This window comes from Planktotalea frisia (genome assembly GCF_001890925.1).
In the GTDB taxonomy this organism is placed as follows: Bacteria; Pseudomonadota; Alphaproteobacteria; order Rhodobacterales; family Rhodobacteraceae; genus Planktotalea; species Planktotalea frisia.
Genome location: NZ_MLCB01000159.1, coordinates 77,452 through 94,710, shown reverse-complemented (window position 1 = coordinate 94,710; position 17,259 = coordinate 77,452). Strand labels below are relative to the sequence as shown.

General features: G+C 54.3%; 17 protein-coding genes and 1 pseudogene. 6 read left to right on the top strand and 12 right to left on the bottom strand.

Translation table 11 applies throughout. The features are described 5' to 3' along the window. Window positions 1–278: 278 nt before the first annotated feature. The 4 genes from PFRI_RS14115 to PFRI_RS14100 form a co-directional block, all read right to left on the bottom strand. Window positions 279–698: a cupin domain-containing protein gene (locus PFRI_RS14115; protein WP_072631338.1), complete on the bottom strand. Its 420-nt coding sequence runs from the start codon at window positions 696–698 to the stop codon at window positions 279–281. Next, complete coding sequence (eno, locus tag PFRI_RS14110; protein ID WP_072631337.1) at window positions 695–1,972, bottom strand: phosphopyruvate hydratase; 1,278 nt, start codon at window positions 1,970–1,972, stop codon at window positions 695–697. Before eno ends, PFRI_RS14115 begins: the two co-directional genes overlap by 4 nt. Window positions 1,973–2,053: 81 nt before the next feature. Continuing rightward, window positions 2,054–2,926: a DMT family transporter gene (locus tag PFRI_RS14105; protein WP_072631336.1), complete on the bottom strand. Its 873-nt coding sequence runs from the start codon at window positions 2,924–2,926 to the stop codon at window positions 2,054–2,056. Window positions 2,927–2,929: 3 nt separating this feature from the next. Further along, on the bottom strand, window positions 2,930–3,352 hold the full coding sequence (locus PFRI_RS14100) for a Fur family transcriptional regulator (protein WP_072631355.1): 423 nt from the start codon (window positions 3,350–3,352) through the stop codon (window positions 2,930–2,932). Window positions 3,353–3,547: 195 nt separating this feature from the next. Here PFRI_RS14100 and PFRI_RS14095 point away from each other — a divergent pair, with 195 nt between their 5' ends. After that, window positions 3,548–4,897 carry a DEAD/DEAH box helicase gene (locus PFRI_RS14095; protein WP_072631354.1) on the top strand — a complete coding sequence of 450 codons (1,350 nt, stop codon included), beginning with the start codon at window positions 3,548–3,550 and terminating at the stop codon, window positions 4,895–4,897. 31 nt (window positions 4,898–4,928) lie between these two features. Here the strand turns inward: PFRI_RS14095 and PFRI_RS14090 are convergent, their stop codons facing one another. The 3 genes and pseudogenes from PFRI_RS14090 to PFRI_RS14080 all read right to left on the bottom strand — a co-directional run bounded on the left by PFRI_RS14090 (window position 4,929) and on the right by PFRI_RS14080 (window position 7,610). Then, complete coding sequence (locus PFRI_RS14090) at window positions 4,929–5,363, bottom strand: BLUF domain-containing protein (RefSeq protein ID WP_072631335.1); 435 nt, start codon at window positions 5,361–5,363, stop codon at window positions 4,929–4,931. 120 nt (window positions 5,364–5,483) lie between these two features. After that, entirely contained in the window at window positions 5,484–6,314 is an 831-nt protein-coding gene (locus tag PFRI_RS14085) for a tellurite resistance TerB family protein (protein ID WP_072631334.1), read from the bottom strand. 45 nt (window positions 6,315–6,359) lie between these two features. Then, window positions 6,360–7,610 (bottom strand): annotated as a pseudogene (locus tag PFRI_RS14080) (cation:proton antiporter). Window positions 7,611–7,731: 121 nt separating this feature from the next. On the opposite strand from PFRI_RS14080, the gene PFRI_RS14075 reads away from it, so the two are divergent. Then, window positions 7,732–8,622, top strand: coding sequence for a DMT family transporter (locus PFRI_RS14075; protein ID WP_072631333.1), 891 nt, complete (start codon window positions 7,732–7,734; stop codon window positions 8,620–8,622). Here the strand turns inward: PFRI_RS14075 and PFRI_RS14070 are convergent. From PFRI_RS14070 to mazG, 5 genes are all read right to left on the bottom strand, one after another. After that, on the bottom strand, window positions 8,619–10,031 hold the full coding sequence (locus PFRI_RS14070) for a protein adenylyltransferase SelO (protein ID WP_072631332.1): 1,413 nt from the start codon (window positions 10,029–10,031) through the stop codon (window positions 8,619–8,621). The two genes, PFRI_RS14075 and PFRI_RS14070, sit on opposite strands and share 4 nt — an antisense overlap. Window positions 10,032–10,043: 12 nt before the next feature. Next, window positions 10,044–10,493 (bottom strand): GNAT family N-acetyltransferase, encoded by a 450-nt coding sequence (locus PFRI_RS14065; RefSeq protein ID WP_072631331.1) that lies wholly within the window; start codon window positions 10,491–10,493, stop codon window positions 10,044–10,046. Continuing rightward, window positions 10,490–11,431, bottom strand: a complete 942-nt coding sequence (locus PFRI_RS14060) for a nucleoside hydrolase (RefSeq protein ID WP_072631353.1) — start codon at window positions 11,429–11,431, stop codon at window positions 10,490–10,492. The genes PFRI_RS14065 and PFRI_RS14060 overlap by 4 nt, the downstream gene beginning before the upstream one ends. Window positions 11,432–11,547: 116 nt before the next feature. Further along, the gene (locus PFRI_RS14055; protein WP_072631330.1) at window positions 11,548–12,552 is read right to left on the bottom strand and encodes a Fe(3+) ABC transporter substrate-binding protein; all 1,005 of its coding nucleotides are present in this window, start codon (window positions 12,550–12,552) and stop codon (window positions 11,548–11,550) included. Between the two features lie 79 nt (window positions 12,553–12,631). Beyond that, complete coding sequence (mazG, locus tag PFRI_RS14050) at window positions 12,632–13,450, bottom strand: nucleoside triphosphate pyrophosphohydrolase (protein WP_072631329.1); 819 nt, start codon at window positions 13,448–13,450, stop codon at window positions 12,632–12,634. Between the two features lie 63 nt (window positions 13,451–13,513). Between mazG and PFRI_RS14045 the strand changes: the two genes are divergently transcribed. From PFRI_RS14045 to PFRI_RS14030, 4 genes are read left to right on the top strand one after another with little or no spacing between them, the layout of a single operon-like run. After that, window positions 13,514–14,686: a M20 aminoacylase family protein gene (locus PFRI_RS14045; RefSeq protein WP_072631328.1), complete on the top strand. Its 1,173-nt coding sequence runs from the start codon at window positions 13,514–13,516 to the stop codon at window positions 14,684–14,686. After that, window positions 14,687–15,658, top strand: coding sequence for an agmatinase (speB, locus tag PFRI_RS14040; protein WP_072631327.1), 972 nt, complete (start codon window positions 14,687–14,689; stop codon window positions 15,656–15,658). Further along, the gene (speB, locus tag PFRI_RS14035) at window positions 15,655–16,596 is read left to right on the top strand and encodes an agmatinase (RefSeq protein ID WP_072631326.1); all 942 of its coding nucleotides are present in this window, start codon (window positions 15,655–15,657) and stop codon (window positions 16,594–16,596) included. Before speB (PFRI_RS14040) ends, speB (PFRI_RS14035) begins: the two co-directional genes overlap by 4 nt. Before the next feature lie 45 nt (window positions 16,597–16,641). Further along, on the top strand, window positions 16,642–17,022 hold the full coding sequence (locus PFRI_RS14030) for a DUF1499 domain-containing protein (protein WP_072631325.1): 381 nt from the start codon (window positions 16,642–16,644) through the stop codon (window positions 17,020–17,022). Window positions 17,023–17,259: the final 237 nt, after the last annotated feature.

Here is a 17,259-nt window from a genome sequence, read left to right as displayed (position 1 = left end):
TCAGACAATTTCCGCGTCATAACCCATGAAAAAATTCGGGTTTTGGGGTAGCAGCGGTATAGCATTAAATTCCCCTCGGTTAAAAACCACCAAAAAACCACACACGGTGTTTGTTTGGCGTATGAGGAAAAGCACGGAACCGCTCAAATTGAGCAAGAAAAAAAGGGGTTTCGTGTGCTCTTTTTCAGATAGGTTCATTTGGTTTCAGGACTTCTTACGGGGCCAGCCCCCGTCGATCATAGATCGACTCCCCCGAAGTTTATCTTGAAAGATGAAGTCTAAAGGGTTGGAATGTCGAAGTCTGGCGCTGCCAGAGTGAAGCCTTCGAAACGAAACCCTGGCGAAACTGTGCACCCAACCAAGGTAAATGCACCGGTGCTGCGTGCCTTTTGCCAATGATTTATGGGAACGATGAGTTGCGGCGCGCCTTTGCTCAAATCAGGCGTGAGCAAGTGTTCAGTGGCGGGCCCTTGGTCTGTTTCTGCGAGCGACAGGATCAGCGGCGCACCCGCGTAGTAATGCCAGATTTCTGTCGCATCGACCTTATGCCAATGGCTGCTTTCACCTTCTTTCAACAGAAAATAGATGCAGGTGCCATTCGCTCGCGGTTGAGCGTTGTCGATGTGGGTTTGGCGATACCAGCCGCCCTCAGGGTGCGGCTGGAGATCTAGGTGCTTGATGATTTGATCGGCGTTCATGATTTGAGAACTGAGCGGCCTGCGTAGCGCGCTGTTTCGCCAAGCATCTCTTCGATGCGGATCAACTGGTTGTATTTCGCCAGTCTGTCAGAGCGCGCGAGAGAGCCGGTTTTGATCTGACCGCAGTTTGTGGCAACGGCGAGGTCCGCGATTGTCGCGTCTTCGGTTTCGCCGGAACGGTGGCTCATCACGTTCGTGAAACGCGCGCGGTGCGCCATGTCGACTGCTTTAAGGGTTTCCGACAACGTACCGATTTGATTGACTTTTACCAGCATGGAGTTGGCGCTTCCACGCTCGATGCCCATCGCCAAACGCTCTGGGTTGGTCACGAACAAATCATCGCCAACCAGCTGGATGCGATCACCGATCAGATCGTTGAGGGCTTTCCAACCGTCCCAATCGTCCTCGTGCATGCCGTCTTCAATTGAGATGATCGGGTAGTCGTTCACCAATGCTTCGAGGTAGGCAGCATTCTCGGCGCTCGTAAGAGATTTGCCTTCGCCAGAATACTCATATTTGCCGTCTTTGTAATATTCGGACGCCGCACAATCGAGCGCGAGGTAGACGTCGTCGCCCGCTTTGTAACCAGCTTTCGCGATAGAGTTCATAATGAAATCAAGCGCTTCACGGGTGGATCCGATGTTGGGCGCAAAGCCACCTTCATCGCCGATCCCCGTGGAAAGGCCCGCAGCGGTGAGTTCTTTCTTCAGCGTATGAAAGATTTCAGAGCCCATGCGCACTGCTTCACGAATGTTGGCCGCAGAGACCGGCATGATCATGAATTCTTGAATATCGATAGGGTTATCAGCGTGTTCGCCGCCATTGATGATGTTCATCATCGGAACAGGAAGCGTGCGCGCAGAGGTGCCGCCAACATAGCGGAACAAAGGCTGGGCGCAAAAATCAGCGGCGGCTTTGGCCACAGCCAAAGACACACCAAGGATCGCATTGGCTCCAAGACGTGCTTTGTTGGGTGTGCCATCAAGCTCGATCATCATCGCGTCGATCATCTCTTGCTCGGTCGCATCCATGCCGATCAACTCTTCTGCGATCTCACCGTTTACCGCAGCAACAGCTTCTAGAACACCTTTGCCCATGTAGCGCGACTTGTCGCCGTCACGTTTTTCAACCGCTTCATGCGCACCCGTAGAGGCACCAGAGGGAACCGCCGCGCGGCCCATTGTGCCGTCTTCAAGGATCACATCGACCTCAACCGTTGGGTTGCCCCGGCTGTCGAGAATTTCGCGGGCGTGGATGTCGATGATAGCGCTCATGGCGGTTATATCCTTGTGATCAAGTTGCGATTTAGCGCCTGATTACACTGCACTTGGCATGGGGGGAACCCTGTTAGCGCACTAATTGTTACCGCTAACAGAAAGTTTTCGCTCGCGCCACATAACGAACAGGCCTGAGCCAATGACGATGAAAGCACCAAGCAAGGTCAGCGAATCCGCTTGCTCTGCGAAAAACAGCGCGGCGATGATGAGAGCAAAAACCAACCGTGTGTAACGAAACGGCGTGACAAAGGACACTTCGCCAAGGCGCATCGCAGCAGTGATCGAATAGTAACCCACCGCATTTACCAGTGACGCACAGAGCACAATGCCCCAAGCAGACAGGCTTGGCATGCCATGCGGACCAGTGAAGGGCAGCATCAGAAAGCCCGCAGGGATCAGCGCAGCTGTGCCCCAAGTGGCCATTTGCAGCGTTCCGATGCGCGCAGGCATCACGCGGGTGAGCAAGTCGCGGGTTGATAGACCAACCGCCGCAAAGAGCGCGAGCAAAGCGCCAAATGAAATGCCGCTCGCGTCAGGGCGTAGCATCAACATCACACCAAAGAACCCAGCGATCAGCGCGATCCAACGACGTGGGCCAACTTTTTCCTTGAGGATCAGCGCGGCGCCGAGTGTAACAAACAAGGGCACAGCTTGGATGATTGAAATGACCAAAGAGAGCGGCGCAAGGGAAAGTGCGCTGACCATGCAAATGGCTGTAAACGCCTCGACCGAGTTGCGCATGAGAACCGTTTTGTCAAAGAACTGGCGCGAGAAAACGTCTTGTCCGCTGCGTTTAGCCAATATGGCAAAGATGATCACGCCGGGCACGGACATAAAGATCAGCACTTGTGCAATCGACATGGCACCCGCTGAAAGCTTTACAAAAGCATCGCCCAAGGCAAAGCCAGCCATGGCGAGAACCATCAAAAGGGCCGCGCGGGTGTTTCCCACGCGCTAGGTTGTTTTCGACTTGATTGGAACGCCGTAGAGTTCGAGCTTGTGACCTTTGAGCGTATAGCCAAGACGCGCGGCGATGCGTTCTTGCAGTTCTTCGATCTCGGGGTCTACGAATTCGATGACTTCGCCGGAATTCATATCGATAAGGTGATCATGGTGATCACGCTCTGCATCTTCATAGCGTGCACGTCCGTCACCGAATTCAAGCTTGTCCAGAATACCCGCTTCTTCGAACAGTTTCACGGTGCGGTAGACCGTCGCGATCGAAATCTGCGCGTCCACGGCTGAGGCGCGCGCGTATAGCTCTTCCACATCGGGGTGGTCGTCGCTTGCTTGCAGAACGGCCGCGATGGTGCGTCGTGGGCCTGTCATGCGCAGCCCCTTGGCTTCGCAGCGCTCTATGATTGTCGTGTCAGCCATATCGCGGCTCCGCATTATCCTGTGCTGAATCGTCCATAGCCTACCCGAACGCGAGGGAAAAGGGGCAGCGCGTCGCGCATTCGCGCCGATGCGGTTGACTTGACGCATCAAAGGGGCCATGTGCTGCTCAAACACTGCAAAACGCGCCCAAGCATGGGCTGCGCTGCACAAACTACCCCTAAAGGACATTATCTGTTGAGTGAATTTGAAACCATGGGCCTGCCCAAGCGTCTTATAGAACGTTTGAGCGAACTGGGCCTAACCACACCGACCCCGATCCAAGCCCGCGCCATCCCAGAAGCGTTGAATGGCCATGACGTTCTTGGCCTTGCTCAGACGGGCACAGGCAAAACGGCGGCCTTTGGTCTCCCATTGATCACTTTGTTGAGCGAAAACCCCGGTCGCCCGTCGCCAAAGACCGTGCGCGCCCTTATTCTTGCGCCGACGCGCGAATTGGCAAGCCAGATCGTTGAGAACCTCAAAGACTATACCAAAGGCACACCGATCAAGGTTGCGCTGGTTGTGGGTGGTCAATCGATCAACGTGCAATCCAAGCGTTTGGAGAACGGCATCGACATTCTTGTCGCGACGCCCGGCCGTTTGATCGACCTGATGGATCGCCGCGCGCTCACGCTTAAAGAGTCGCATTTCTTGGTGCTCGATGAGGCGGATCAAATGCTCGACATGGGCTTTATCCACGCGCTGCGCCAGATCGCGACGCATTTGCCAGAGCAGCGCCAGACCATGCTGTTTTCGGCGACCATGCCGAAGCTGATGAACGAGATTGCGAATACCTATCTCAAAAGCCCCAAGCGCATCCAAGTATCGCCCCCCGGCAAAGCGGCCGATAAGGTTACGCAGGTTGTGCACTTCATTGCCAAGACCGAAAAGCAATCCTTGCTGATCGAATTACTGGGTGAGCACAAAGAAGAGCGCGCACTGGTTTTCGGACGCACGAAGCACGGTTGTGAAAAACTGATGAAACAGCTGGTGGCGCGCGGGTTCGCTGCGACCTCTATTCATGGCAACAAAAGCCAAGGTCAGCGCGAGCGCGCTTTGGCGGCGTTTAAAAAGGGCGATATGAAAGTGCTCGTGGCAACAGACGTTGCGGCGCGCGGTCTCGATATTCCCGATGTGCGCCACGTTTATAACTACGAGTTGCCCAATGTCCCGGACGCCTATGTGCACCGTATTGGCCGGACTGCACGTGCTGGCAAAGATGGTGCCGCGATTGCATTCTGTGCGCCTGATGAAATGGATTTGTTGAAAGACATCGAAAAGACGATGAAGATTTCTATCCCCGTTGCCTCTGGCACGGCGTGGGTTGATTTCGATGGTCCTTCCGCCAAGAGCCGTTCTGGCATGGGTGGTGGCGGCGGTGGTCGTGGCAAAGGTGGCGGTGGTCGTGGTCGTCCAGGTGGCGGCGGCAAGCCCGGTGGCGGCGCTGGTGGCGGCAAGCCCGGCGGTGGCGGCGGTAAGCCAGGTGGTGGTCGCAGACGTCGCAGTGGCGGAGGCGGCGGTGGCGGCGCTAAACCCGCAAGCTAACCACTGAGCACTTTTACATTACAGTAAAGGGTCACGTCACTGCGGTGATCGTGACCTTTTCTCCTTTTAACGCATGAGCGGCAAACGCGGTCAAAAGCGGTAGGACGTCGACATTCGGATCAGGCCGCATCCATCCCATGTGAACCGAGCCACATCCAAACCCGGGGCGCAGCATCTCGATCTGGCCCATGTCCCAATCGGGAAACAACCGTTCATCCAAAATGCCATCCGCTAGGATGATCAAATTGTGGTGTTTCGGATCGCGTTGGATGATGGATAAACGGTGCATCAAGGGCTCTTTTGGACCTTCAAGATATTGCAAGAAATGATCTTTGTCGGTGTGCAAAAAGCCGGTTAAGCCGTCGCGCTGGTTGTTCAGCAAGCTAACCCTAACAATTTCACTGACCACGCGTCCCCGTAGGTGACGTTTCGCTTTGCTGCGATAAAGCACAAAACTGATGTCCATATCGATCCGACCTTTTAAGTTCAGATCAGGTCTCGCGCATAAGCGTTATCATAACGTAAAAAGACGCTCTGGCCAAAGGACCAAAGCGCCTAGAAATTTAGCAAAATAAGAGACGCTCGTTTAAGCGTTCACGCCCATCTGCATGTTGAGCATTTGCGCGGTTTGCGCGTCAATTCCCAGCGCATCGGCGAGGGCGCTCATATAGGCTTTCTCTGCCGGTGTATCGACGCGGATCGACATCATCGACATCGCGTAGAGTTGGAATTTCTGCGCATCAGGCGTGTCCGCGGCGAGCGCTTCAACATCAACAGGTGCCGCCAGTTGTGCTTGAACGAACGCAATATCCTCGGCGTCCGCATCATCGCCAACGGTTTCTAAGATTTTCGCGCGCTCGGCATCATCAATGTCGCCATCGCATTTCGCTGCTTGGATCATTGCACGCAACATCAAGCCCGCACTTGCTTCGGCTTCGGGGGCCGCAGGGGCTGCTTTGCCAAAGCCGTCCAGCATGTCGCCCATACCCTTGCCACCAACCGCGGCTGCGCCGCCAAGCGCTGCAAAGATACCCGCAAGTCCGACGCCTGCACCTGCACCGCTGCCTTCGCCGCCACCGGTGAGGGACGATAGCAAGCCGCCTTTGTCCGCGCCTGCATCTGCGCTACCGCCCATGAGCCCACCGAGCATGCCCTGTAGGTCCATGCCGCCGCCAGCTGCGCCGCCGCCTGTCATTTTGCTCATCATGTCAGCCATTGGATTGCTCGCGCCGCCCTCAGCACCGCCACCCATCATGGATTGCATCATGTCCGCCATCGGGTTGGACGCAGCAGCACCTGCCTCAGCTTGTTGACCGCCCAAAAGCGCACCAAGGCCACCGCCGCCCGCCATTTTATCTACGCCGCGCGCAGTTGCGTAACCAATAGCGACTTTCGCCAGTGTTCCCATGAGGCTCATATGTATTCTCCTAAATGCGAGCAATATGCTCTGTTAGATGTGTCGTTAGACCAAATCCGGTGCGCTGCCAAAGCGATTGGCGAGGCGCGCGACGCTGAGACCTTGTACAATGATTGAGAAGATCACCACAATGTATGTCGCAGTGAGAATTAGCGGCTTCCATTCCCCCTCAGGCAAGGACAGCGCGAGTGCGACGGAAATCCCGCCTTTGAGGCCGCCCCATGTCATAATCGGAATGACGCCTGCGCTGAACTCACGGAACGGTTTGAGCATCAATACGGGAATCGCAACAGCCGCAAGACGCGCCACGAGTGCCAATGCGATGGCCATGATCCCTGTGATCAGGAAGCTGGCGTCAAATGCAATCGCGAAGACTTCAAAGCCGATGAGCAAGAACAGTACCGCATTTAGGATTTCGTCGATCAGTTTCCAAAAGGCATCTACATAGTCACGGGTTTGCTGCGTCATACCCTCTTTCGTGCCGATATCGCCAATCAAGAGCCCAGCACACACCGCCATGATCGGTGCGGACACATGCAGGTAAACCGCCAATTCGTAGCCACCAAAGGCGAGGCCGAGGGTTAACAGAACCTCGAGCGAATAGTCATCAATGCGGCGCATCAGGCGGAACGTGAGCCAGCCTAGAACGATGCCAAGGACTGCGCCGCCAACGGCTTCTTGGAAGAACAGTTTGACGGCATCCATAGCGCCACTGCCATGATGATCGTCTCCGTGCGGAAAAGCGATGCCAACAAGGACAAGGAAAACCACATAGCCAACGCCATCATTGAGCAACGATTCACCCGCGATTTTGGTCTCAAGTGATTTGGGCAAGTCTGCTTCGCGCAACACGCCCAGAACCGCGACTGGATCCGTCGGGGAAATCAACGCGCCAAAGACCAACGCCACGATAAGCGGCATACCAGTGAGCCACGAAAAGCCGAAACCCACAACGGCGGTCGAAAGCGCGATGCCAATCGTCGCCATGAGAAACACAAGACGCCATTCTTTTTTCAAGTCGCTCAGCTTCACATGCAATGCGCCAGCAAAGAGCAATAGGCCCAACATGCCTTCGAGCAAAGCCTCCGAGAAATCGATGCCCGTCACCGTGTCACGCACCACATCTGCAATGCCAAGTGCGGGTGCCACAAGATCAACGAGCAAGATCACCAAAGAGGCAAGCAGAGACACGACAAGAATGCCAATTGCACTCGGGAGTTTCAGGAACAGTTAATTCAACGCTCCGAATGCCCCCGCGAGCACAATGAGAAGAGAAGTGATTTGCAGGAAATTCATGAGAGCGCACACTTTTATAAGACAACAGTTGAAGCAAACTAAGGGGGCGGGCATCAGATGAAAAGCACCAAACACCAAAAGCGCCCTTGACCCGACGCGCCCCATAAGGTCTGCCAAGGGGATGGAACGCAAAGACAGATTAGATCTCATTGGCGTCAGCGCGATGCTCGGCTTCGCCACGCTTTTTGCGTTCAACCAGATTGTGATCAAGATCACGATTGAGGGGATACAGCCGATATTCTCCGCAGCATTGCGATCTTTGATCGGTTTGGTTGCGCTGTTCATCTGGATCAAGCTGCGCGGCGTGCCGATTTATATGACTCGCGGCCAGCTTTGGGGCGGCGTGCTGATCGGCTTTCTCTTTACGTTCGAATTCCTCTGCCTGTTCCTTGCACTCGACATCACCACGGTCAGCCGCGCGAGCGTCATTTTCTACACCATGCCAATCTGGCTCGGCATCATTGCGCATTTCTTACTTCCGGGGGAGCGTTTGAGCGGTATTCGCCTCGTTGGTTTTTTAATTGCGATTTGCGGCGTGGCTTGGGCCTTCCTTGATCGCTCTACCGGGGAAGCCAGCTTGCTCGGTGATGTGCTCGCCCTGATCGCAGCGCTCGGTTGGGCAGGGATCGCGCTGGCTGTACGCCTGACACCCGTCAGCGAAGCACCCGCAGAGTTGCAACTCGGTTGTCAGCTCGCCATTTCGGGCGTAGTCCTTTTGATCCTCAGTCCGCTTTTTGGGCCACTGATCCGCGATTTCCAAATGATCCACGGCGCCGCTTTGATGTTCCAATCCATTGTGATGGTGATCTTCGGCTTTCTTTTGTGGTTCGCCCTGATGAAGATCTATCCCGCATCTGACATTGCATCGTTTTCGTTCCTGTCGCCCGTGCTCAGCGTGTTCTTTGGTTGGTGGATTTTGGGCGAAGAGATCCATGCGCAAACGGTTGGGGCGTTGGTCCTTGTGTGCATCGGTCTGGTGCTGATTTCTCGCAGACCCAAAAAGACCGCCTAAGTCCCGCAGAACGTCGCGGGCACAATCTCATGCGTGTGTGGTGGGCGCTTTAGATCATCTGTGTCATCGCCATGTTCAAACGGCGTGCTCAATACTTTGTTCAAACGATGAAACGGTGCGAAATTGCCTTCAACCGCAGCGGTGATCATCTGTTCAATGCGGTGATTGCGCGGGATGATCAGAGGGTTGCGCGATGCCATTAACGCCTCTGACGCACTTTCATCTTTGAGACGGTCCTGCCACTTTTCGTGCCACGCCTGATACGCGTCGCGATCCGTGATTTCATCAATCGCACTGCCACGTGTTAGTGCGCTGAAGGTATTGGTGAAATCAGAGCCACCTTTCTCCATCATATCGAGCAGATCAGTGATCAATTCAGCGTCCTCGACACGCGTATTCGCGATGCCGATCTTTTCGGCAAACACCGCCAGCCATTCGGCGCGCAAGTGGTCCTTCATCACATGCAACATCGCGGTGAACCGCTCAATCGCGGCGTCGGCGTCAGGCATGAGCGGCACCAGAGACGTCGCGAGCTGCGCCATGTTCCAAATCGCGATATCAGGCTGGTTTTCATAGCTATACCGCCCCATGCGATCAATTGAGCTGAAGACACGATCAGACGCAAAACCATCCATGAACGCGCAAGGACCGTAGTCAATCGTTTCACCTGCGATCTGGCAATTGTCGGTGTTCATCACCCCGTGAATAAAGCCGACACCCATCCAAGCGGGGATCAATTTCGCCTGCGCGTCCATCGCGGCTTGCAACAGCCCTTCGGGGCCATTCGCATCTGGGTAGTGGCGCGCGATGGTGTACTCACACAGCTGTTGCAACTTGTCGATTTGCTGACGTGCCGCGAAGACCTGAAACGTGCCGACACGAATATGCGACGCCGCGACCCGCGTGACAATCGCACCGGGCAGCATCGCCTCGCGGTAGACCTGCTCGCCGGTTCTAACGGCCGCTAAAGCGCGCGTTGTGGGGATACCAAGCGCGCGCATCGCTTCTGACACAACGTATTCACGCAACACAGGGCCGAGCCACGCTTTGCCGTCACCGCCGCGCGAATAGGGCGTGCGCCCTGATCCTTTTAGCTGAATGTCGCGGCGATTGCCTTTGCTATCAATGACTTCTCCAAGCAACACCGCGCGACCATCGCCAAGCTGCGGATTGTAGTTGCCAAACTGATGACCTGCATAAAGCTGCGCCAGCGGTTCTGCTCCTTCAGGAAGATGCGCGCCGCCGAAAATAGCACCAAGGTCATCGCCCTGTGTAATCCCAAGTTCTGACCCGAGTGCGTCATTATACGCGATCAGCTCGGGGGTCGGCGCCGCCTCGGGCATTTGATGGGTGAAAAAGTCAGTGCCAAGCGTGGCAAAGCTATTATCGAACGGGATTTTCGTTTGCATCAGTGTGATCCTTCAAAGGATACGCGACATCATTTGATAGCCATTGCGTGGCTTGAAATGACAGCGTTTGTAAAGTCGTAGGGCGCGCTCGTTCTCTGGTTCGACTTCTAGGTGCAGCGCTTTCATACCAACGGATTTGAGCATGGCCACAAGTGAGGTGATCACCTCAGCGCCGACGCCGCGCCCTCGCACGCCTGAGCGTATGTAAATCTCGTCTATGAACCCGTCCAAGCCACCAAATTCGACGGACCACCCAAAAGTAATCACGATGTAACCAATTGGCACCCGGGCAGGGCCGATCAGGTAGATTGCACCGTGTGAAGAGCCCTCAAGCAAGGGCTGCAAGGCGGCTTCGCGATGCTCTGGGGTGCTCTCAAAGTCAGTCTCTGCGTGAAATGCCGAAACAAGCCCCATGAGCCGCTCCAGATCATCGGTCTTTGCAAGATGTAGTGCTGCGCTCATAACCGTGCCAAACGCTCTGTCAGCAAATCAAAGAAGCCTTGCGCATCCACGTCGCCCATGAACATGGCGTTGGGCTCGCGTGCCGACACGCCCCACCAATCCGCAACCGTCATTCCCAAAGTCAGTTCTGACTGCGTTTCGATTTCTACGTTGATGTAGCGACCCGAGAAGAGTTCGGGCTTGATCAAATAAGCGGTCACGCAAGGGTCGTGCAAAGGTGCACCAGCAGAGCCGTATTTATCCGTGTCGAACCGCTCGAAAAAATCGACCATCTCTGCCATCGCGTCGCACACTTTGGTTTTGCAGTCGCGCAAGGCTTGGACGCGATCAGGTGTGACGAGTACTTTGTGCGTCACATCGAGTGGCATCACTGTGATCTTAATACCTGATTTAAAAACAATTTCAGCAGCTTCTGGATCGACGTAAATGTTGAACTCTGCAGCAGGGGTGATGTTACCAACCTCGAAATAGGCCCCCCCCATCAGAACGATCTCTTGAATGCGTTCCGAGATATCAGGAGCGCGCTGAAGCGCTGTGGCGATGTTGGTGAGCGGTCCAAGCGGGCAAAGCGTGACGGAACCGCTGGGACGCTCTCGCAAGGTTTCAACAATGAAATCAACGCCATGCTGTTTTTGCAAAGGCATCGTCGGGTCCGGTAATGTCGGACCGTCAAGTCCAGTGGTGCCGTGGACATGCTCGGCCGTGATCAGCTTGCGCGCTATGGGCGCTTCGCATCCTGCGAAGACAGGGACATCAACTTTGCCCGCCAACTCGCAGACAATACGTGTATTTTTCTGCGTCAATGGCAGGGGGACATTGCCCGCGACGGCCGTGATTCCAAGGACGTTGATCTCGTCAGGACTGCCAAGCGCGAGCAAGATCGCGGCCGCATCGTCTTGTCCGGGGTCTGTGTCGATGATGATGTCTCGTGCTGTCAAAACGGGGCTCCTGTTCGCGTGTGCGCAATCTGTGCCAGCCTGCGAGGCTTGTCCATGGGGCAGACGCACAAAAGCCCGCACGGTGGCGGGCCTTCGCTTGTTATTTGAATGTAGGCTTAGCCGTCGAAATCAACTTCTTCGATCAACTTCAACGCCGCGGGGCGGTTGGCCGCGAGCGTCATCAGGTTCACATTATCTGCGGTGAACGTGCCCCAGCTTTGCACCAACGGGTCTGCTTGTGTGCCCGGCGCGATGGGGTATTCAAAGTTTGCAGCCGCGTAGATTTCCTGCGCTTTTGGGGAGGTCAAAAACTCCATCATCTTGATTGCATTGTTTTTATTGGGAGCAGACTTGATCAGCGCCACGCCAGAGACATTCACATGCGTGCCGCCATCCTCGAACGTTGGGAAAACGATGCGCACACTATCTGCCCATTCTTGTTGCTCTTCATCGGCAAGCATTTGCCCCATGTAATATGTGTTTCCGACAGAGATATCGCACTGACCTGACCAGATCGCTTTGACCTGTGCGCGATCATTGCCTTGGGGTTTGCGCGCGAGGTTGTTTTTCACGCCTTGCAGCCACGTTTTTGCACCCTCCATTCCTTTATGTTCAATTACGGCAGAGGTCAGCGCCACGTTATAGGCGTTTGTGCCTGAACGTGTGCAAATACGGCCTTCCCATTTGGGGCTGGCTAGATCTTCGTAAGTTGTAACTTCACCATCTGCGACACGCTCTTTGGAGGCGTAAATGATCCGCGCACGCGTTGTGAGGCCAAACCAGTGCCTGTCTGGATCACGCAGGTTTTCTGGCACATTCGCGTCCAGCACGACGCTTTCAACAGGGGCTGTAAAACCACCCTCAACCACAGCCGATAGGCGTGCGATATCAACCGTAAACACCAAATCCGCAGGGGAGCGATCACCCTCGGCCGCGAGACGCTCGATCATGCCTTTGGCAAGGAACGCAACATTTACTTTAACGCCGGTTTGCGCCGTAAATGCATCGGTCAGCGGTTTGATCAGTTCTGGTTGGCGATAAGAATAAATGTTCACTTCATCAGCGAAAGCAGGTGCAGCAAGTGTGCTTGCGGCGATTAGTGTCGTGAGAGTGCGGCGCATTGTGCGGTCCTCCAGGGTTGATTTCGATGCATTCTTTTATTCCGACAAAAACACTCAGGTCAATACCTGAATAAAACAATCAGGTATTTTTCTCTGCGCGTTTTGCAGCGTCCCAGAGCGCGTCCATTTCTTCGAGATTGGATTGCTCTGGTGTCTTGCCTTGCGTAGCAAGCGCGCGCTCGATGCTCTCAAAGCGCCGCGTAAACTTTGCATTGGCCGCGCGAAGGGCCGTCTCGGATTCGATGCCCAAGTGACGCCCTAGATTGACCATCACAAAGAGCAGATCGCCGAACTCTTCTTCTACCTCAGCTTGGCTTAGCTCATCACGCGCCTCGACCAATTCGCCCGCTTCTTCAACAATCTTATCCAGAACTTCATCTGTTGAAGGCCAGTCAAAGCCAACCCGAGCCGCGCGTTTCTGCAACTTTTTCGCCCGCAACAAAGCAGGCAATCCGACTGCCACCCCATCCAGCGTGCCTTTCTGCGCTTTACCCGCGCGCTCTGCTGCTTTGATGGTTTCCCAATCTTTGGTCTGTTGCTCGGCCGATTTCGCGTTGCTTTGATCGCCAAACACATGGGGGTGACGCGCAACCATCTTGTCCGACATAGTATCAGCCACGTCGTTAAAATCGAACAAGCCGCGCTCGGACGCCATTTGCGCATGAAACACCGATTGAAACAGCAAATCGCCTAATTCGCCGCGCAATTCGTCCCATTCTTCGCGCTCTATCGCGTCAGCAACTTCATAGGCTTCCTCAATCGTGTAGGGCGCGATCGAGGCGAAATCCTGTTCAATATCCCAAGGACATCCGGTCTCAGGGTCACGCAAGGCTCGCATAATTTCGAGCAAACGGGGCATTCCGCCCTTTGGGTCATGGATCAAGGTCTCATCGGGCATTGCGCTGGCGCTTTCTTTTCTGTCAGATGCATTTCTAACGATAGCCTGAACGGAGTCCATCCTATGCCGATTGTGAACCGCATCGCGGAGTTTGCCGAAGACATGACCGCGTGGCGCCGCCACTTGCATACGATCCCTGAATTGTCCTTCGATTGCCCGAAAACGGCTGCGTTTATCGCAGAGCGTTTGCGAGAGATTGGCGTTGATGAAATGCACGAAGGAATTGCACAGACAGGCATCGTCGCGATCATCAACGGGCAGGGCGATGGCCCCACGATTGGCCTGCGCGCTGACTTTGACGGTTTACCTATTATCGAGGCGACGGGGCTTGACTATGCCTCTGTGCATGAGGGCAAGATGCACGCCTGCGGTCATGACGGACACACGACGATGCTGCTAGGTGCTGCGCGCTACCTTGCTGAAACGCGTAACTTTTCTGGCCGCGTTGCGTTGATTTTCCAGCCCGCCGAAGAAAATGGCGGCGGTGCTGAAGTCATGGTGAAAGAGGGTATTATGGATACTTTCGACATTTCGCAGGTTTATGGCATTCATAACGCTCCGGGCTTTGTTGCAGGTGGATTTTACACGACTCCGGGTCCGATCATGGCTGCTGTGGATACGTTCCACATTGATATTAAAGGCGTGGGTGGTCACGGGGCGATGCCCCATGAAACCTGTGACCCAGTGATTGCGGCCTGTGGCATCGCTCAAGCGATCCAGACGATTGTGTCGCGTAATCACTATGCGCTGGATGATCTGGTTGTGTCGGTGACGCAAATTCATACAGGCACGGTTGATAATGTTATTCCTGATTACGCCTATATGAATGGCACTGTGCGCACCTTTGATCCCAAAGTGCAGGACATGGTTGAGCGCCGCCTGGGCGAGATTGTCGCGGGGCAAGCAGCCTCTTATGGTGTCACGGCTGAACTTCGCTATGAACGCGGCTATCCAGCGACGATAAATTGCGCGAAAGAAGCCGCACATGCTACTGATGTTGCAGTAGAAATCGCAGGTGAGGGTAAAGTCGTTGCCGATGCAGGGCGCGAGATGGGTGCCGAAGATTTTGCCTATATGTTAGAAAAGCGTCCCGGTGCCTATCTATTCCTTGGTCAGGGCGAAAGTGCAGGACTGCATCATCCTGAGTACAATTTCAACGATGATGTAGCACCCGTCGGCGCAAGCTTTTTTGCGCGTTTGGTAGAGCGATCTCAGCCCTTAGAAGGCGCTCAATAGATGGCCTTAGAGGATGCAAAAACACAAGTAGATCATGCGTTTACGCGCGACAGCTTGCGTGGTCTTAGCAATGAGAACACCTTTGGTGGTGCGACGTCCTTCTTGCGCCGTCGCTATAGTAAAGACCTGAGCGGCGTTGACCTAGCCATCACAGGAATTCCCTTCGATCAGGCAACAACCAACCGCACCGGCACACGTCTGGGTCCACGCGCGATCCGTGAGGCGTCTAGCCTGCAATCGCCTGATGCGCCTTATGGCTGGGGGTATGACCCGCTTTCTGAGCTCAACATCGTCGATTATGGCGATTTGGCCTTTGATTATGCGATGGTCAGTGAATTTCCCGCTGCTTTAACCGCGCATATTAAAGGTATTCTGGACGCAGGCGCCGCAAGCATTTGCCTTGGCGGTGATCACTTTATCAGCTTTCCAATCCTAAAAGCATACGCTGAGAAGTTTGGTCCACTCAGCCTAATCCAGTTCGATGCCCACACGGACACGTGGCAAGACGATAATATGGAGCGGATCGACCATGGAACGATGTTCTACAAGGCGATTAAGCTTGGGTTAATAGATCCAGAGCGCTCTGTATCTATCGGAATTCGAACGGATAATCCGGATACAATGGGTGTTAATATCTTAGATGCGCGGTGGGTGCATGAAAACGGATCTGCTGCGGTTGCAAAGCGTGTAAAAGAGATCGTTGGCGACACCCAAACCTATGTGACGTTCGATATTGATTGCCTTGATCCTGCATTTGCACCCGGGACTGGTACCCCTGTGTGGGGAGGTCTTGCATCTTGGCAAGCTGCCGCAATCTTGCAAGATTTGGCAGGCATCAATATGGTTGGCGGGGACATTGTAGAAGTTTCACCGCCGTTCGATACAACGGGCGCAACAGCGATTGCCGGGGCGCATGTGGCGGTTGAACTTATGTCTCTATGGGGTTGGAATCACTTGAGGAAAGGGCAATGACAAACCAACCTCTTGGAGGAAATGAACTTGCACGGTTTTCTGGTCCACAAACCTTTATGCGCTTGCCTGCGCATGATGGGCCCGAGGGATTGGATGTCTCGATCCTTGGCATTCCTATGGATATTGGAACAAGTTGGCGCTCTGGCACACGTTTTGGACCGAAACAAATCCGTGAACAAAGTGCGATGATCCGCCCTTACAACCTTCAAACGGGTGCGGCTCCATTTGACAGTTTGAACGTCGGGGATATTGGCGATGTGCCGATTAATACGTTCTCTTTGGAAAAGAGTTTGTCCGTTATTTCAGCGTATTACGATGAGCTCTCGAAGTCAGATACAATTCCTTTTGCGCTTGGCGGTGATCACTCTTTGACGTTACCGATCTTACGCAGCATCGCAAAAAAGCATGGCCCCGTTGCGTTAATACACGTGGATGCACATGCGGATGTGAACGAACATATGTTTGGCGAGCGCGAGACCCACGGAACAGTGTTCAGGCGCGCATTTGAGGATGGTTGTTTGCAAGCTGATAAGGTGTTTCAAATCGGTTTGCGTGGAACAGGATATAGTGCTGAAGATTTTACAGAAGCGGCGGGATGGGGCTTTAATCAATATTTGGCACCTGACCTTTGGCACAAGAGCCTTGCGCCGTTAGCTGCTGAGATAAAAAAGAAAATTGGCGATGCGCCGGTTTATATCAGCTATGACATCGATAGTCTTGATCCAGCCTATGCACCGGGTACGGGCACGCCTGAAATTGGCGGGTTAACGTCTATGCAAGCAATGGAGCTTATACGAGGGTTGCGTGGCCTCAATATTGTTGGTTGCGACTTGGTTGAAGTCAGCCCGCCGTATGATACCTCCGGTAACACAGCGTTGACTGCTGCAAATCTGGCCTATGAACTACTCTGTGTGCTGCCCGGTGTCGCCTATCGCTAAGCACGAAAAAAATTCAAACTGTCGATGATAGACAAGGGACATCATATGTGGACGCTATTCTTTTTAGGACTGATCGTGGCATTTGTCGCCTATGTGCAATTTGCACCAAGTGATGCAGATCGATGGCACAAAGCCGTTGAGGGCGTCCACGATGCCGATTTCGCAGGTGGGGCTTTGCGCATCATTGAAGCAGATCTTGCTGATTTGGACCGCGTCATTCGCGAAAGCGGCAGTCGCGTGCTTGCAGGTAGCATCGAAGAAGGGCGCATCACCTATATTTCGCGCACGCGTGTCGTCGGGTTTCCTGATTACACAACGGTTCAACGCCGCGGTGAATTGCTTGCGATTTACGGGCGGTTGCGCTTTGGCAAATCAGACCTGTCCGTCAACCGGAAGCGAATAGAGGGCTGGATTTCCAAGCTCTGAAGATAAACACCCAGGCGCAACTTCGCGCCACATTGGCGAATTCAGGCTCATTTGGCACTGCGCCATAAACATGCGCCCATCCACCTGTAGGCAGGTCATTTGACCCAATTCAATACGCAAGCCGCCTTTGTCGGTGCAATAACACTCGACGGTTTTCCCGCTAGGACTGGTGACATCTGCAAAAGAGCCGACAGGAAGCATAAATGCGATCAAGGTCAGGACTTTTCTCATGATGAA

Coding starts and splice junctions, on each gene's coding strand:
- PFRI_RS14115 (WP_072631338.1), bottom strand. CDS start 698: ATGAACGCCGATCAAATCATCAAGCACCTAGATCTCCAGCCGCACCCT.
- eno (WP_072631337.1), bottom strand. CDS start 1,972: ATGAGCGCTATCATCGACATCCACGCCCGCGAAATTCTCGACAGCCGG.
- PFRI_RS14100 (WP_072631355.1), bottom strand. CDS start 3,352: ATGGCTGACACGACAATCATAGAGCGCTGCGAAGCCAAGGGGCTGCGC.
- PFRI_RS14090 (WP_072631335.1), bottom strand. CDS start 5,363: ATGGACATCAGTTTTGTGCTTTATCGCAGCAAAGCGAAACGTCACCTA.
- PFRI_RS14085 (WP_072631334.1), bottom strand. CDS start 6,314: ATGAGCCTCATGGGAACACTGGCGAAAGTCGCTATTGGTTACGCAACT.
- PFRI_RS14075 (WP_072631333.1), top strand. CDS start 7,732: ATGGAACGCAAAGACAGATTAGATCTCATTGGCGTCAGCGCGATGCTC.
- PFRI_RS14070 (WP_072631332.1), bottom strand. CDS start 10,031: ATGCAAACGAAAATCCCGTTCGATAATAGCTTTGCCACGCTTGGCACT.
- PFRI_RS14065 (WP_072631331.1), bottom strand. CDS start 10,493: ATGAGCGCAGCACTACATCTTGCAAAGACCGATGATCTGGAGCGGCTC.
- PFRI_RS14055 (WP_072631330.1), bottom strand. CDS start 12,552: ATGCGCCGCACTCTCACGACACTAATCGCCGCAAGCACACTTGCTGCA.
- mazG (WP_072631329.1), bottom strand. CDS start 13,450: ATGCCCGATGAGACCTTGATCCATGACCCAAAGGGCGGAATGCCCCGT.
- PFRI_RS14045 (WP_072631328.1), top strand. CDS start 13,514: ATGCCGATTGTGAACCGCATCGCGGAGTTTGCCGAAGACATGACCGCG.
- speB (WP_072631327.1), top strand. CDS start 14,687: ATGGCCTTAGAGGATGCAAAAACACAAGTAGATCATGCGTTTACGCGC.
- speB (WP_072631326.1), top strand. CDS start 15,655: ATGACAAACCAACCTCTTGGAGGAAATGAACTTGCACGGTTTTCTGGT.
- PFRI_RS14030 (WP_072631325.1), top strand. CDS start 16,642: ATGTGGACGCTATTCTTTTTAGGACTGATCGTGGCATTTGTCGCCTAT.